The sequence below is a fragment of the Ruegeria sp. ABV4_181 genome, assembly GCF_056158465.1.
Map to the genome: position 1 here is coordinate 940,761 of NZ_JBSWTI010000002.1, position 15,026 is coordinate 955,786.

Genomic DNA, 15,026 nt, shown 5'->3' on the forward strand with positions numbered 1-15,026 from the left:
CCGATGGGTATGAGGTATTAGGTCGGGCTAGGAGGCTGGACAGATGGGATCAAAGCTTGTCCGCGTGATCGCGGGCCTGTGCGTGGCAGGGATGGCCACAGCTGCAACCGCTCAGCAGGCGACCAGCACCAATCGCGTGGCAGCAAAAACGGATTGGAGCGTGTTCGTCGAGGATGATCCCACCGAATGCTGGAGCGTGTCCGCCCCCAAGGAAACCGTCAACACGCGCGGCGGCCGGGTAGTTTCGGTGCGCCGCAGCGACATCCTGCTGTTCGTGTTCTATCGCCCCAATGCCGAGGTCAAGGGACAGGTCACCTTTACCGGTGGCTACCCGTTTGCGGCCGGGTCGACCGTCAACCTCGATATTGATGGTACCAAATTCGAACTGATCACCGAAGGCGAATGGGCATGGCCCGCAACCGAAGGTGAAGACCTGAAAGTGGTCGCCGCCATGAAGCGCGGCACCGAGGCGGTGCTGACTGCCCGGTCCGAGCGCGGCACACAGACCAAAGACACGTTTTCGTTGCTGGGCTTTACCGCGGCCATCGAAGACGCGGAAAAGCGTTGCACCAACTAAGCAACCGCGCCACGTAGCCAAAGGCCCCGTCATCCGCCGGGGCTTTGTTGCGTTTTGGGATCGCCTGATCCGCCTTTACGCCACGTTCCTCGCCCGAATTGATCCGCATCAATGTCAGCCTCGCGCCTGTCTGAACTAATCGGTTCAAGAGCATGGAAGGAGCTTGCAAATGCTGAACAAACCTCTTGCCGCCTTGTTGATGATGGCAGCCGTGGTGCTGGGCGCCTGTGACAAGAGCAACGAAACCTACCCGGTCTCGGGTGAACAATGCGGCCCGGAAGACCCGGTCAAAACGCTGGATGCCGCGGATTGCGATATCCTGCCTGCGGGTGTCTGACCGTTCAACCGCACGGATGACCAGATGTATTCGGTCGCTTCGGCCTTGCCGTTGCGGCCGATCTGTAATCGAGGTCCGCACCACCGCGATCTGGCAATCCACGCGGGGGTGAATGGCTGCTATGCGCGCAGCGGGCGCACGATTTCTTTTGATCTTTGCGCGCAGTCCTATATAGAGGCGCATCCCAAGCCAGAATCCTTCGAGATAGCCACATGTCGCCCAAAGCGCCGATCACTCAAGACGTCATGACCATCCCTCGCAAGCTGCCCGAGGGGAAGATCAACCTTGTCGGTCTGACCCGCGATCAATTGCGTGAGGTGCTGATCGAGCATGGCACACCGGAAAAGCAGGCCAAGATGCGCACTGGCCAGATCTGGCAGTGGATCTATCAATGGGGCGTGCGCGATTTCGGCGAAATGACCAATCTGGCGAAAGCCTATCGCGCGCAACTGGCCGAAAGCTTCGTGATCGAGATTCCCGAGGTTGTGACCCGTCAGGTTTCCGAGGACGGCACCCGCAAGTATCTGTGTCGCATCGCGGGCGGGCATGAGGTCGAGGTGGTCTACATCCCCGAAGATGATCGGGGCACATTGTGCATTTCATCGCAGGTCGGCTGCACGCTGACCTGTTCCTTCTGCCATACCGGTACACAGAAACTGGTGCGCAACCTGACCGCGGCCGAGATTGTCGGGCAGGTGATGATGGCCCGCGACGATCTTGAGGAATGGCCGACCCCCGGCGCGCCCAAGGACGAAACCCGCCTTCTGTCAAACATCGTTCTGATGGGCATGGGTGAGCCTCTTTATAACTTTGAAAACGTCCGCGACGCGATGAAGATCGCCATGGACCCCGAGGGGATTTCCCTGTCGCGCCGTCGCATCACCCTGTCGACCAGCGGCGTTGTGCCCGAAATTGCGCGGACGGCAGAAGAGATCGGCTGCCTGCTGGCGATTTCCTTCCACGCCACCACGGATGAGACCCGCGACGTGCTGGTCCCGATCAACAAGCGCTGGAATATCGAGGAACTGTTGCAGGCGCTAGCCAGCTATCCCAACGTGTCGAATTCCGAGCGGATCACCTTTGAATATGTGATGCTGGATGGCGTCAACGACAGTGACGCGGACGCGCACCGCCTGATCGCGCATATCAAGCGCCATAACATCCCGGCCAAGATCAACCTGATCCCGTTCAACGAATGGCCCGGCGCGCCGTACAAGCGCAGTTCGAACAACCGTATCCGGGCCTTTGCCAATATCATTTACCAGGCGGGTTATGCCTCGCCGATCCGAAAAACACGGGGCGAGGACATCATGGCGGCCTGCGGCCAGCTGAAATCGGCAACCGAACGCGCCCGCAAGTCACGCAGGCAGATTGAAGCCGAAGCGGGGCTTCAAAGCCAGTAAACCCAAAGTCGGAACAGCGGCCTTAATAATTTAATGTTTCCGCCGTTGTTTTTTGTATGCACAATTTGATATGTTTCAGGTGTCAATCCCGGATGGGCGCAATTCACTCTTGCGCACAAAGCGGTGAGAGTCGCGATCCGGGTGTGGCACGTTTGTTCAGGGCCGCTATCTTTTTTCAAGCATGACGTGCGGCGTTCAGGCGAACCTTACGAACCAGGTGGGCCATCCAAATGTTATTACGATTTACACGATTGCTATTCATCTTCATTGCAGCATCGGCGCTCTCGGGCATTGCCGCAACGGAATCTGCGGCTCAGTCCAGCGGCGAAGATGCGCATCTTGCCATTGAAAACCCCGCGGATCTGTCCAAGGAAGAGGCGTTGCGCATCTACGCATCGTTGCAGCGGCGCATGGCGCGCGGATATGCGGCGGCGCAACTGGATCTGCTGCTGAACTATCAAAACTGGCCGCTGTTCAACGATGCGCCCTATATCTCGGCGACGCATGGTCAGCGCTATGTGAACAGCTATGCCAATCGCATGGCGCATAATTACGGCACCCTGAAAGAGGGTGAGAAACTGCCCCTGGGCTCGGTGCTGGCCAAGGACAGCGTAACGGTCACGGATGAGGGCAACGTCCATCCGGGCGCCCTGTTCGTGATGGAAAAGCTGGCCGAGGGTGCCAGTCCCGAAACCGCCGACTGGCGCTATATCATGGTGATGCCGGACGGGTCGCTGTTTGGCGACACGATGGGCGCGCGCTCGGGTGCGGTGGTCTATTGCCATGAATGCCACGAAGCAGTGGCCGACCGCGACTACACGTTCTTCGTGCCCGAGGATTACGCCACCGGAAACTAGGCGCCGGTTACTTGCGGCCGAACCGGGCGGTTCCGATGACCTCGATCAGGGTCTGCCGGACCGGCTCGGGCTGTGCGTCCACGGCGTTCAGCACCTCGCGCAGTTCGGCGCGCAGACCGTGCAACTGGTCGATCAGCGATATCATCATCGACAGGGCGTCCGGCTCCATCTCGTACTGGTCATGCAACTCGCAGGCCAGTTCCAGCCGGGCCACGTCGAGGCTGTGATAGACCAGGCCGCGCTCGGTCTGTTCCGGGATCACGATCTCTGCCGCCAGATACTGGGACAACCGGGTCGAGGTCAGCCGGGCGACCGCCGTGATCAGTTCGTCTTCGGTCAGGGTGCGGGTCATGACGGCATTCCTTTGCGCGGATCATAGCGGTGGGTGTCGCGCCATTTTTCCATGAACTGCTTCAATTCGTCGTCGATCCGGTCGGGCATCGTAACGGTCAGTTCGATCAGCTGATCCCCCCGTTCGGACGAGCCGCGTTTTTTCACCCCTTTGCCACGCAGGCGCAGGGTCTTGCCGCTGCTGGTGCCGGCCGGGACGCTGACATTGACACCGCCGTCGATGGTTGGCGCGGGGACCTTGCCACCAAGAACGGCCTCATCAATCGTGATCGGCAGGGTGATGTGGATGTCATCGCCCTGACGGTCGAATACCGGATGTTTCGCCACCGAGACGGTCACCAGCGCGTCGCCCGGCGGCCCCTCGCCAAAACCCGGGTCGCCCTTGCCGCGCAGGCGGATGGTCTGGCCGTCGGTGATGCCGGCGGGGATTTTCACCTCGATCCGGTCGCCATCGGGCAGCGTCAGCTTTTGGCTGGCGCCGAACACAGCATCCAGAAAGCTGATCTGCAAACTGTAGCTGCGATTGTGCCCCGGTGCATGAAAGCCCTGCGTGCGTTGGCCATATCCCTGCCGTCCCCGCATGAATTCGGCGAAGATATCCGACATGTCGTCGGGGTCCGCCGCGCGCCCGCGATAGGGGTTGCCGGCGGCTTCGGCGTAATCGCGGTAATAGTGCTGCTGGGGGCGTTCCTGCCCCGAGGCGTCAATCTCGCCATTGTCATATTGCGCCCGTTTTTCCGGGTCCTTGAGCAGATCATAGGCGGCCGCGGCGGCCTTGAATTTGGCTTCGGCTTCGCCATCGCCGGGTTTCAGGTCCGGGTGGCATTCTTTGGCGATCCGCCGGTAGGCCTTTTTGATATTTGCGTCGCTGGCGTCTTTGGAGACACCGAGAACGGAATAGGGATCGTCGCTCATCTCACCTCTCGTCAATGTGGGGTGGGTCTGATCTGGATGACTGGGTTTTATCATGCGGTTTCATCGGCCCAAAAGGAAGAGGCATTTGAAACCGCTCGCAAAATCCCGCAGGTCTGTTACCATCTGTCCAGTTCGAAAACGTGCTGACGGGGAAACGCATGTCGCGCAGAATCAAGTCCGTACTGGCCCTTTTGGCGGGGAATGCCATCGGATTGCTGCTTGCGGCGCTGATTTTGTCGGGCTTTGCGATCAGGCCGATCTCGTTCATCGTCGTGGTGATCGTCTTTACGCTGGTGCAGGTGGTGGCCGAGCCGCTGATCCTGAAGCTTGGGGAAAAGAAGGCGCCGGCACTGAAGGGCGGCATCGCGCTGATCGTGACCTTCGTGGGTCTTCTGGCGACCGATCTGATCACCGCCGGGCTGACCGTCGGGGGCATATCGAACCTGCTGGCCGCGACGCTGCTGGTCTGGCTGGGCGCGCTGATCGCCAGCGTCGTGCTGCCGATCTATGTGTTCAAGGAACTGCGCGAGACCAAGAAGTAGTCAAAGCGCGTTCAGACTGGCCTCAATCGCCTGCCACAGTTCTTCCACCGGTTCGCAACCGACAGACAGGCGAATGAAGGCGGGGTCAACGTCATCGCCCCACCGCGCGCGCCGCTCGGCCGAGCTGTGGACGCCGCCGAAGGACGTGGCGGGGCGCAGCATCGGGCAGCTGTTGATGAAGGCGTCCGCCCTGGCCTCGGAGTCCAGGGTAATCGACAGCAGAAAGCCGAACCGTGCCGTTTGCGCCTTGGCCAGCGCGTGCGAAGGATCGCCGGGCAGGCCGGGAAAACGGATATGTTTAACCGCCGGGTGATCCGCCAGCCGTTCAGCCAGCACCTGCGCCGACGCGCACATACGGTCGAAACGCACGTCCAGCGTTTCCAACCCGCGATGCAGCAGCCACGCCTCATGCGGGCCGGGGATGGCACCCGAAACGCGCCGCCATTCCTCGACCCGCTCCATGATTTTGGAGTTGCGGCAAGCCACATGCCCCATCAGCAGGTCGGAATGCCCGCCCATGGCCTTGGTGTCCGAGGCCACCACGATGTCGATCCCCATATCCAGCGGCCGTTGGCCCAAAGGCGTCAGGGTTGTGTTGTCGGCAATGGTGAGACCGCCAGCGGCGCGCACGGCAGCGGTGATGGCGGGCAGGTCAATCATGTCCAGCCCGGGGTTCGAGGGGCTTTCGACAAAGACCACATCGAACCCGTCAAACCCTCCGTCGGCAAATGCGGTGGTGGGGCATTCGGTGACGGAAACACCCAAGTGGGACAGAAACCGACCCGCAAGCAAACGCGTCACATAATAGCCGTCCGACGGAATCAGGATGCGTGACCCGGCCTGCACCGTGGCAAACAATGCGGCCGAAATCGCCGCCATGCCCGAGGGAAAGCTGAGGCAGGGCGCGTCTTCCAGATGGGACAGAACGTGTTCCAGATGCTCCCATGTGGGGTTGTCGACCCGACCATAGGTCGCGTGCCCCTCGGGCGCGCCGGGCAGGTGGAACATGCTGCTTTGGGTCAGTGGCAGGGCGACCGGGTCGCCCTTGTTTAGGGCGTTTCCGCGCAGGTGCAGCATCTCGCCGGTCTTGGGTGCCATCGTTCAGCGCCCCGGGATTTCGTCGCGCGCGGGGGCGGGTTCCCAGTTCTCGATGATGTCGACCGCCTGTTGCGCGGTGTCGACAAAACGGAACAGGTCCAGATCCTCGTCCGATATGGTGCCGGCGTCGGCCAGCGCCTCCCAGTTGATGACCTTTTCCCAGAATTCACGCCCGAACAGCAGGAAGGGCACGCGCTCCATCCGCCCGGTCTGGATCAGGGTCAGGGACTCGAACAGTTCGTCCATGGTCCCGAACCCGCCGGGGAAGATGGTGATGGCACGGGCGCGCATCAGGAAATGCATCTTGCGGATCGCGAAATAGTGGAAGTTGAAGCTGAGGTCGGGCGTGACATAAAGGTTTGGCGCCTGCTCATGCGGCAGCACGATGTTCAGACCGATGGAACAGCCACCCGCGTCCTGCGCGCCGCGATTTCCGGCCTCCATCACACCGGGGCCACCGCCGGTGACGATGACGTTCTCGCGGCAGCCGGTTTCGTTCGATTTTTCGGTCATCAGCCGGGCGAATTCGCGCGCCTCGTCATAATATTTCGACAGGTTGGCCAGCGTGTCCGTACGGGCGGTGTGCTTTTGCGACGGTTCCGGAATACGCGCGCCGCCGAACATGACGATGGTCGAGGTGATCTCACGCTCGGTCATGATCATTTCCGGCTTCAGCAGTTCCAGCTGCAGGCGCACCGGGCGCAATTCGTCCCGGCACAGGAAATCGTCGTCGGCAAAGGCAAGGCGATAGGCAGGTGAGCGGGTCTGCGGCGTATCCGGCACCTCGCTCGCGGTCGAACGGTCGGTCTGCGCGTCGCGGAAGGGGCTGAGGCGGTCTTCTCTCATCGGTTGTGGTTCCCTGCTTGCGTGTTTCTCAAACAGCTATAGGGTTCGCGCCCAGAGTGCCAGTCACGGAAAGACAAGAATGAATTGGAAGAGCGAGATATTGGCCGCGCGCGAACGCATCGCCGGATACGCGCAGGTCACGCCGGTGATGGAAAGCCACGCCCTGGGGCTGAACCACCCGGTTGAGATGAAGCTGGAACAGTTGCAGCACACCGGCAGTTTCAAGGCCCGTGGGGCGTTCAACACATTGCTCAGCCTGGAGGTGCCAGAGGCAGGTGTCGTGGCGGCGTCCGGTGGCAATCACGGCGCGGCGGCGGCTTTTGCCGCGCAGCGGCTGGGGCACCCGGCCAAGATTTTCGTCCCGGAACTTGCCGGACCGTCCAAGATCGCGCTGATCGAGCAGACCGGCGCGGATCTGAGCGTGGTGCCGGGTGAATACGCCAATGCGCTGACTCTGGCGCAGGCGCATGAAGAAGCCAGCGGCGCGATGCAGATTCACGCCTATGACGCGCCGGCCACCGTAGCCGGGCAGGGCACCTGTTTCGCTGAGTGGGAGGCGCAGGGTCTTGCGGCCGATACCGTGCTGGTCGCGGTCGGTGGCGGCGGCCTGATCGCGGGCGCTCTGGCGTGGTTGCAGGATGCGCGCAAGGTCGTGGCGGTTGAGCCGGAGACCTCCTGCGCGCTGAACGCGGCATTGCGGGCAGGCGGGCCGGTGGATGTCAGCGTCTCGGGCGTGGCCGCCAATGCGCTGGGCGCGCGGCGGATCGGTTCGATCTGTTTCAGCCTGGCCCGGGGGATGACTTCGGTTCTGGTGAGTGACGCGGCCATCACGCAGGCGCAAAAGATGCTGTGGCAAGCCCATCGCATCCTTGTCGAACCTGCCGGCGCAACCGCGCTTGCCGCTTTGCTGTCCGGCGTGTACCGGCCGGAACCGGGTGAGAAGGTGGCCGTTCTGGTTTGCGGCGGGAATATCGCCTCGGACCCGTTGCGGGATTGAAATCCTGGCTTGTGAAAGCAGAATGTGGATTTTATCTATAATTCATGACCGCGACGATCGCAGACCGAATCTATCAGGAACTGAGCCAGCAAATCATCACCGGGGACCTGACCGCCGGGGAAAAGCTGCGTCAGGACCATATCGCGCGGGCGTTTGAGGCCAGCCATGTGCCGGTGCGCGAGGCGCTGTTGAAGCTGCAGGCGCATGGGCTGGCCAAAAGCGAACCCCGGCGCGGCATGCGGGTCACCGCGCTGGACCCGGCCGAAGTGCGCGAGGTGATCGAAATGCGTGTGGCGCTGGAAAGTCTGGCGCTGCAGCATGCGGTGCAGAACATGACGCCGGCCGCCCTGAAGGCGGCCAATGACGCCCGGGTCGCGTGTGATCAGGCCGAAACCATGCCGCAATGGGAAGCCCGCAACCGGGTTTTTCACAGGACCATTCTGACACCATGCGGGATGCCGCGGCTGTTGCACACGATTGACGATCTTCACATCGCAAGCGCCCGCCATCTGTTCGCACATTGGCGACCGAAATGGGTGCAGCGTGTCGACACCGACCACGCGGCCATCGTGCAGGCCCTGAAAAGCCGCGACGCCGCCTCTGCCACGTCGATTCTGGTGCGCCACATTCGGCGGGCAAGCTAGACCGCAGGAATCCTTTGAAAACAGGGCGAAAATTTCACAGTGAAGATTTGTCTTGATTTTTAATAGATAATAATAATGCTGCTGTGCAGAAATGAATCAAAAAAATCTATAAAAGAGGGAAAGATGAAAATCGCACTCGACTCCGCTCTGCCATCCATAGGCGCTCTGACACCCGCCGGTCAGATACTGCGCATTGTGGCAGGTATCCTGCTGCTGACGGCAAGCGCCAAGATTCAGGTCCCGTTCTGGCCCGTGCCGATGACATTGCAGGTGGCCGCCGTCATGGGCATAGCCGCGGCCTATGGTCTGCGGCTGGGAGGTGCGACGGTGATCGGATACATGATCGCAGGGGCAGCCGGGTTGCCGGTCTTTGCGGGTACGCCTGAAAAGGGGATCGGTCTTGCCTATATGATCGGCGGCACTGGCGGGTATTTGCTGGGCTTTGTCCTTGCAGCCCTGCTTGTCGGCTGGGCCGCCGATCATCTGCGCAGGCTGTTCCTTGTTCCGGCCATGCTGGCGGGTCTGTCCGTGGTTTACGCCCTGGGTCTGGGATGGCTGGCGCAATTTGTGCCGGCGGACAAGCTTCTGGCCTATGGGTTCACGCCTTTCATTGCCGGTGATCTGGTCAAAGTCGCACTGGCCGCGGTTCTGGTGTTCGGCCTGCCCGCCGGGCTGATGCGGAAGATCCGCGGGGCGCAACCGGATGCCTAATACGGCTCAGGATCTCCGCGCCGACTGGACCGTGGACGAAGTGGAGGCGCTGCTGCGTCTTCCGCTTCTTGAACTGATCGGGCGCGCCAACAGTATCCACCGCGCTCATCACGATCCGGATGACATCCAGAAGGCCAGCCTGCTGTCGATCAAGACCGGCGGCTGCCCCGAGGACTGCGCCTATTGCCCGCAATCCGCGCATCACCGCGAGGTGGAACTGACCCGGGAAAAACTGATGAACCCGGCGCATGTCCTGTCGCTGGCCAGACGCGCGAAACAGGCCGGAGCCGAGCGGTTCTGCATGGGGGCTGCCTGGCGACGGGTTCGCGATGGCGAAGAATTCGACAATGTGCTGAAAATGATCTCGGGCGTGCGCGAGCTGGGCATGGAGGCCTGCGTGACCCTTGGCATGTTGCAGCCGCATCAGGCCCGGCGCCTGGCCCGGGCCGGTTTGACGGCCTATAACCACAATCTGGACACGTCACCGGAATTCTACGGCGAAATCATCGGAACCCGCACCTATCAGGACCGGCTTGAAACCCTTGGATATTGTCGGGACGCGGGGATCGATCTGTGCTGCGGCGGCATTATCGGCATGGGTGAAAGCCTGCGTGACCGCGCGTCGATGCTGCAGGTGCTGGCGAGTTTCAGCCCGCACCCCGAAAGCGTACCGATCAACGCCCTGATCCCGGTTGAAGGCACCCCGCTGGCGCATCGCGACAAGGTCGGCATCTTTGATCTGGTACGCATGGTTGCAACGGCGCGCATCACGATGCCCAAGACCCGGGTGCGGCTGTCGGCCGGGCGGTCCGATTTCTCGGCGGCCGAGCAGACGCTGTGCTTTCTGGCCGGGGCGAATTCGGTATTTTACGGGGATGTGCTGCTGACGGCGCCGAACGCCGGTACCGACAGCGACCGCGAAATGTTTGCCGCTTTGGCCGCCCAGACCGAAGACTGACGTAAACGGGCCCGCCTGCGTCGCATTGCGCCATGGGTTGCGCTTGCGTATAGGCAAAACCAACGTGAACAGATTCAGCAGGGAGAATCCCATGTCCAACGCGCAACTGGAAGCCGCCATCGAAGCCGCCTGGGAGGCGCGCGACACCATTACCCCCGCCACCACCGGCGAACAGCGCGAAGCGATCGAAGACACGCTGAACGCGCTGGACAGCGGGTCGCTGCGCGTGGCGGAAAAGCTGGAGAACGGCGATTGGCACGTGAACCAGTGGGCCAAAAAGGCGGTCCTGCTGGGCTTTCGCATCAAGGACATGGAAATCCAGCCGGGCGGTCCGCAAAATGGCGGCTGGTGGGACAAGGTCGACAGCAAATTCGCGGGCTGGGGCGAGAACCAGTGGCGCGCGGCGGGTTTTCGGGCCGTGCCGAACTGCGTGGTGCGCAAGTCGGCCTATGTCGCGCCGGGTGTCGTTCTGATGCCATCCTTCGTGAACCTCGGCGCATATGTCGACGAAGGCACGATGGTTGATACCTGGGCCACAGTCGGGTCCTGCGCGCAGATCGGCAAGAATGTCCATCTGTCGGGCGGTGTCGGCATTGGCGGCGTGCTGGAGCCGATGCAGGCCGGGCCGACCATCATCGAGGACAATTGCTTTATCGGTGCCCGTTCCGAAGTGGTCGAGGGCTGCATCGTCCGCGAGGGCTCGGTTCTGGGCATGGGCGTCTATATCGGTAAGTCGACCAAGATCGTGGATCGCGAAACCGGTGAAGTCATGTATGGCGAGGTGCCACCCTATTCGGTGGTTGTCGCCGGCGCGATGCCGTCCAAGAACAACATCAGCCTCTATTGCGCCGTGATCGTGAAGCGGGTCGACGAAAAGACCCGCTCGAAAACCGGCATCAACGAATTGCTGCGGGATTGATGTAAAAGAACGACAGAGGAAAGGCCGGGGACTCTGGGTTCCCGGCCTTTCTTCGTTTTGTGAAGCTCGGGCGTGTCTCTGCCCGGAGGTCACGCCCGAACTTGTCTGTAAGGACAGTTGTAACTGCCGTTACTCGGTGGTGATAACCCGTGCGGGAGTCTCGCCGTCCTTGTCGCGGCCATATTCGTCCTCGGACTCACCGTCGTCGCCGTTGGACTCGCCTTCACTGTCGTCGCCGTTGGACTCGCCTTCACCGTCGTCGCCGTTGGACTCGCCTTCACCGTCGTCGCCGTTGGACTCGCCTTCACCGTCGTCGCCGTTGGACTCGCCTTCACCGTCGTCGCCGTTGGACTCGCCTTCGCCGTCGTCGCCGTTGGACTCGCCTTCGCCGTCGTCGCCGTTGGACTCGCCTTCACCGTCGTCACCGTTGGACTCGCCTTCGCCGTCGTCGCCGTTGGACTCGCCTTCACCGTCGTCGCCGTTGGACTCGCCTTCGCCGTCGTCGCCGTCGGACTCGCCTTCACCGTCGGATTCGCCTTCGCCGTCGGATTCACCTTCGCCGTCGGATTCACCTTCGCCGTCGGATTCGCCTTCGCCGTCGGACTCACCTTCGCCGTCGGACTCACCTTCACCTTCGGACTCGCCTTCACCGCCATTGGTGCTTTCTTCCGCATAGGCCGGGTCTGAAGAGAACATGGTCAAAACAAACGCCGCTGGCGCCAGTGCCAAAGCAAATAGGCTCGCCAAGGTCGTTAGTAGTCTGGACAACTTACTCATCGAACGTCCTTTCTCTAAAAATTTTTTCAATGCTGATATTCTAGATTTTGCTGTTTTCACCTCGTAACGGCTCGGTAAGGCAGAGCCGCGGTAAGCCAAATCCCGCGCATAGCATTGCAATCCGTCGGCGAACTGACGCCGTTTTCAACTTAGCGGATTCTTGCTGGAAACCATGTCAATCTCCCGGAGATAATTTTGCTGATTGGCTGTGTCTCTTCGGCACGGTTCGACGGGCCAATTGAACAGGACATGACACCGGACGCCTGTGAGAATCGCGAATCGGACTGCACCGAAAGACGGTTGAATGAGTTGACCGTCCCGCGTTCCGCTCGTAAGGCAGGCGGCATGGAAAAGCATAAAAAACCCTCGCGTCAGCAAGTCTATACTCTTCTGGTTCAGATCGGCCGCAAGGATGGCGACGGCCTGCCTGACGGCGCGACCGGCGCGGCGCTGATGTGTTTCGCCAGCGGCGTCGATGAGGCCGAAGCTGTACGTGAAACGGTGGCTATTCTGAAACAGGCCGATACTGCGCCGCTGGATGTGACAGGGTATGGCACGCTGGCCGAGCGCGAGGCGCAGGGGCATGAGATTGATCCGGATGAACGGGCGCTGATGCAGCGGGCGCTGGATGAAAACGCGGTGATTGTTGCGCAGATGACGCCGTTCTACGGGGATCAGGACCCGGCCTAGTTCCGGGACCCGAACCACTTGCGATAGATTTCGTCATAGGTGCCGTCTTCACGCAGCGCCAGCAGCGCCTGATTGACGTCCTCGACAAGAGGTGATCCGGTCGGGAAGGCGATGCCGTAATTTTCGCGCAGGAAGACACCGCCTGTCACCGATGCGATCCTGCGGCCTTCATGCGCCGCGTAGTAGGACAGGATCGGCGCGTCGAATACAACGGCATCCAGCTCGTTGGTCTGGAATGCGGTCAACATCTCGTCCAGACCCGGATAGCCGGTGAATTCGATGTCGCGACGGTCCAGAAAACCCGCGGCGGTGGAACCCGAGATCGTGCCCACCTGCTTGCCGTACAGGTCGTTGACGGAATTCACGTTGCCGCTGATCGCATCCACGGTCATGACCGAGGTGATCCGGGCTGTGAAAACCGACACGATGAACAGCGACGACACGACCAGAACGACGCCCAGCAACCGACCGAACGGCGTGCGCGGCATGCGCTCTTCAAAACCGCCGTTCACCACCAGGTTCAGGGCCCACCAGAAGGACGGAAACCATGCCTCATCCAGGTTGCGGTCGAAATAGGGTTGCGCGCGCCGCTCGAACAGCCACATCAGCATCCCGCCGCCCAACAGAATGGCAAAGGCCAGGCCGATGGCGATGAACAGCTCGCGCGACAGCAGCGCCTGCAACAAAGATGGCCGGCGCGCGGCATCGGACGGCACCATGATTTGCAGGCCGGCCTCGAATATCGGCTGGCTGAAATCCATCTGCGTTTCGCGCGACGCGGTGATCGAGATATTGGCAATGGCCAGATCCGCAGACCCGTCCTGAACCGCGCTCAGCATGTCGCTGAAGACCTCGACCCGGTTGACCGAATATTCCCAGTCCAGCGACTGGGCGAGGGCCTGAAGCAGATCCATGGAAAACCCCGACTGTGCCCCGTCCTCGACATAGGAAAACGGGGGGCGGGTCACCGTGGTGACGGTCAGTGTCTGGGCCTGGCCTTGCTCTGCCAGAACGGCGAAAGTCAGGCAGATCCATGTGAAAAGGGCGCGTATCATCGGCATTTCACCTGTTTCGCGGCGCTGTAACGTATTTTTGAACGGGGCAGCAAGGTGATCGCAGGGTCAATGTCCATGATTTATTGGGGTATCAATTCGGGACATGGGCGAAAAAGCAGGCCAATCTGGGCGTGTTGGGGTTGGCAATCTGTCCAAATCGTTGAATCTGTGCGTGAACCTGCGCACGCACAATCCAAGGGGGCCAATCCATGACAGATCCGGTACAGCTGACAGCGGATCTGATCCGTTGCCCATCGGTCACACCCGAGGAAGGCGGCGCACTGGTTCTGCTGGAGACTCTGCTGTCGGACGGGGGGTTCAGCTGCACGCGCGTCGATCGCGGCGGCGTCAGCAATCTGTTCGCGCGATGGGGCAACAAGGGCCATGCGCGCAGCTTTGGCTTCAACGGCCACACCGATGTCGTGCCGGTCGGGGATCAGGCGGCGTGGACGATGCCGCCTTTTGGCGCCGAAATTCGCGATGGCGTGATGTACGGGCGCGGCACCACAGACATGAAATCCGGCGTGGCGGCCTTTGCGGCAGCGGCGGTCGATTTCGTGCGCGCCACGCCGCCGGAAGGTGCCATCATCCTGACAATCACCGGCGATGAAGAGGGTGACGCTGTGGACGGCACCACCGCGCTGCTGGACTACATGGCTGAGGCCGATGAGAAGATGTCGGTCTGTCTGGTGGGCGAGCCGACCTGCCCCAACACCATGGGCGAGATGATGAAGATTGGGCGCCGCGGATCAATGACCGCGTGGTTCACGGTGACCGGCGTGCAGGGCCATTCCGCCTATCCGCACCGGACAAGGAACCCTCTGCCCGCCATGGCGCGGCTGATGGACCGGTTGGCCAGTCATGAACTGGATCGCGGGTCGGACCATTTCGACGCCTCGACTCTGGCGGTTGTGAACATAGATACGGGCAACGAAGCGACCAATGTGATCCCGGCGCAATGTTCTGGGGCGGTGAATATCCGGTTCAACGACCTGCACTCCGGCGCGAGCCTGAGCGAGTGGTTGCAGGCCGAGGCCCGTTCCGTGGCCGACGCCTATGACGTCGAGGTGGGTGTCCGCATCAAAATCTCGGGCGAGAGCTTTCTGACCCCGCCCGGCCCGCTGTCCGATCTGGTGGCCCGGGCGGTCGAGGCGGAAACCGGTATTCAGCCCGAGATGTCCACAACAGGGGGCACCTCGGACGCGCGGTTCATCAAGCATCACTGTCCGGTGGTCGAGTTTGGTCTGGTCGGTCGCACGATGCATCAGGTGGATGAATGCGTTGAGGTGGCGCAGATCGAAAAGCTCAAGGCGATCTACACACGCATCCTGCGGGACTATTTCGCCTGA

At 61.4% G+C, this 15,026-nt stretch carries 18 protein-coding genes; 12 read left to right on the forward strand and 6 right to left on the reverse strand.

Annotated elements, in window-relative coordinates; translation table 11 throughout:
* Positions 1 to 43 precede the first annotated feature (43 nt).
* The 4 genes from ACXAC3_RS04685 (at position 44) to ACXAC3_RS04700 (ending at position 3,174) form a co-directional block, all read left to right on the forward strand.
* Entirely contained in the window at positions 44 to 577 is a 534-nt protein-coding gene (locus ACXAC3_RS04685) for an invasion associated locus B family protein (protein WP_475157270.1), read from the forward strand.
* A gap of 169 nt (positions 578 to 746) precedes the next feature.
* Positions 747 to 914 carry a hypothetical protein gene (locus ACXAC3_RS04690; RefSeq protein ID WP_475157272.1) on the forward strand — a complete coding sequence of 56 codons (168 nt, stop codon included), beginning with the start codon at positions 747 to 749 and terminating at the stop codon, positions 912 to 914.
* A 212-nt stretch (positions 915 to 1,126) separates the two neighbouring features.
* Positions 1,127 to 2,317 carry a dual-specificity RNA methyltransferase RlmN gene (gene rlmN / locus ACXAC3_RS04695; protein ID WP_475157278.1) on the forward strand — a complete coding sequence of 397 codons (1,191 nt, stop codon included), beginning with the start codon at positions 1,127 to 1,129 and terminating at the stop codon, positions 2,315 to 2,317.
* A 230-nt stretch (positions 2,318 to 2,547) separates the two neighbouring features.
* Positions 2,548 to 3,174, forward strand: a complete 627-nt coding sequence (locus ACXAC3_RS04700; RefSeq protein ID WP_475157283.1) for a cytochrome P460 family protein — start codon at positions 2,548 to 2,550, stop codon at positions 3,172 to 3,174.
* A gap of 7 nt (positions 3,175 to 3,181) precedes the next feature.
* Here the strand turns inward: ACXAC3_RS04700 and ACXAC3_RS04705 are convergent, their stop codons facing one another.
* Positions 3,182 to 3,526 carry a hypothetical protein gene (locus ACXAC3_RS04705; RefSeq protein WP_475157288.1) on the reverse strand — a complete coding sequence of 115 codons (345 nt, stop codon included), beginning with the start codon at positions 3,524 to 3,526 and terminating at the stop codon, positions 3,182 to 3,184.
* The gene (locus ACXAC3_RS04710) at positions 3,523 to 4,440 is read right to left on the reverse strand and encodes a DnaJ C-terminal domain-containing protein (RefSeq protein WP_475157294.1); all 918 of its coding nucleotides are present in this window, start codon (positions 4,438 to 4,440) and stop codon (positions 3,523 to 3,525) included. Before ACXAC3_RS04710 ends, ACXAC3_RS04705 begins: the two co-directional genes overlap by 4 nt.
* Before the next feature lie 158 nt (positions 4,441 to 4,598).
* Here ACXAC3_RS04710 and ACXAC3_RS04715 point away from each other — a divergent pair, with 158 nt between their 5' ends.
* Positions 4,599 to 4,982: a hypothetical protein gene (locus tag ACXAC3_RS04715; RefSeq protein WP_475157297.1), complete on the forward strand. Its 384-nt coding sequence runs from the start codon at positions 4,599 to 4,601 to the stop codon at positions 4,980 to 4,982.
* Here ACXAC3_RS04715 and ACXAC3_RS04720 read toward each other — a convergent pair whose 3' ends face one another.
* Positions 4,983 to 6,080: a cystathionine gamma-lyase gene (locus tag ACXAC3_RS04720; protein ID WP_475157301.1), complete on the reverse strand. Its 1,098-nt coding sequence runs from the start codon at positions 6,078 to 6,080 to the stop codon at positions 4,983 to 4,985.
* A gap of 3 nt (positions 6,081 to 6,083) precedes the next feature.
* Positions 6,084 to 6,926 (reverse strand): LOG family protein, encoded by an 843-nt coding sequence (locus tag ACXAC3_RS04725; protein WP_475157304.1) that lies wholly within the window; start codon positions 6,924 to 6,926, stop codon positions 6,084 to 6,086.
* Positions 6,927 to 7,005: 79 nt separating this feature from the next.
* Between ACXAC3_RS04725 and ACXAC3_RS04730 the strand changes: the two genes are divergently transcribed.
* The 5 genes from ACXAC3_RS04730 (at position 7,006) to dapD (ending at position 11,155) form a co-directional block, all read left to right on the forward strand.
* The gene (locus ACXAC3_RS04730) at positions 7,006 to 7,923 is read left to right on the forward strand and encodes a threonine/serine dehydratase (RefSeq protein ID WP_475157307.1); all 918 of its coding nucleotides are present in this window, start codon (positions 7,006 to 7,008) and stop codon (positions 7,921 to 7,923) included.
* A 44-nt stretch (positions 7,924 to 7,967) separates the two neighbouring features.
* A complete protein-coding gene (locus ACXAC3_RS04735) occupies positions 7,968 to 8,567 on the forward strand; it encodes a GntR family transcriptional regulator (RefSeq protein WP_475157310.1) in 600 nt (199 codons plus the stop codon).
* Positions 8,568 to 8,690: 123 nt separating this feature from the next.
* On the forward strand, positions 8,691 to 9,278 hold the full coding sequence (locus ACXAC3_RS04740) for a biotin transporter BioY (protein WP_475157312.1): 588 nt from the start codon (positions 8,691 to 8,693) through the stop codon (positions 9,276 to 9,278).
* Positions 9,271 to 10,236: a biotin synthase BioB gene (bioB, locus tag ACXAC3_RS04745; RefSeq protein WP_475157314.1), complete on the forward strand. Its 966-nt coding sequence runs from the start codon at positions 9,271 to 9,273 to the stop codon at positions 10,234 to 10,236. The genes ACXAC3_RS04740 and bioB overlap by 8 nt, the downstream gene beginning before the upstream one ends.
* A 91-nt stretch (positions 10,237 to 10,327) precedes the next feature.
* A complete protein-coding gene (dapD, locus tag ACXAC3_RS04750) occupies positions 10,328 to 11,155 on the forward strand; it encodes a 2,3,4,5-tetrahydropyridine-2,6-dicarboxylate N-succinyltransferase (protein WP_475157316.1) in 828 nt (275 codons plus the stop codon).
* A gap of 129 nt (positions 11,156 to 11,284) precedes the next feature.
* Here the strand turns inward: dapD and ACXAC3_RS04755 are convergent, their stop codons facing one another.
* Positions 11,285 to 11,932 carry a hypothetical protein gene (locus ACXAC3_RS04755; RefSeq protein WP_475157317.1) on the reverse strand — a complete coding sequence of 216 codons (648 nt, stop codon included), beginning with the start codon at positions 11,930 to 11,932 and terminating at the stop codon, positions 11,285 to 11,287.
* 345 nt (positions 11,933 to 12,277) lie between these two features.
* On the opposite strand from ACXAC3_RS04755, the gene ACXAC3_RS04760 reads away from it, so the two are divergent.
* Complete coding sequence (locus tag ACXAC3_RS04760) at positions 12,278 to 12,622, forward strand: hypothetical protein (RefSeq protein ID WP_475157322.1); 345 nt, start codon at positions 12,278 to 12,280, stop codon at positions 12,620 to 12,622.
* Here the strand turns inward: ACXAC3_RS04760 and ACXAC3_RS04765 are convergent.
* Positions 12,619 to 13,677: a transporter substrate-binding domain-containing protein gene (locus tag ACXAC3_RS04765; RefSeq protein WP_475157327.1), complete on the reverse strand. Its 1,059-nt coding sequence runs from the start codon at positions 13,675 to 13,677 to the stop codon at positions 12,619 to 12,621. The two genes, ACXAC3_RS04760 and ACXAC3_RS04765, sit on opposite strands and share 4 nt — an antisense overlap.
* Positions 13,678 to 13,886: 209 nt before the next feature.
* Between ACXAC3_RS04765 and dapE the strand changes: the two genes are divergently transcribed.
* Positions 13,887 to 15,026 carry a succinyl-diaminopimelate desuccinylase gene (gene dapE / locus ACXAC3_RS04770; RefSeq protein ID WP_475157332.1) on the forward strand — a complete coding sequence of 380 codons (1,140 nt, stop codon included), beginning with the start codon at positions 13,887 to 13,889 and terminating at the stop codon, positions 15,024 to 15,026.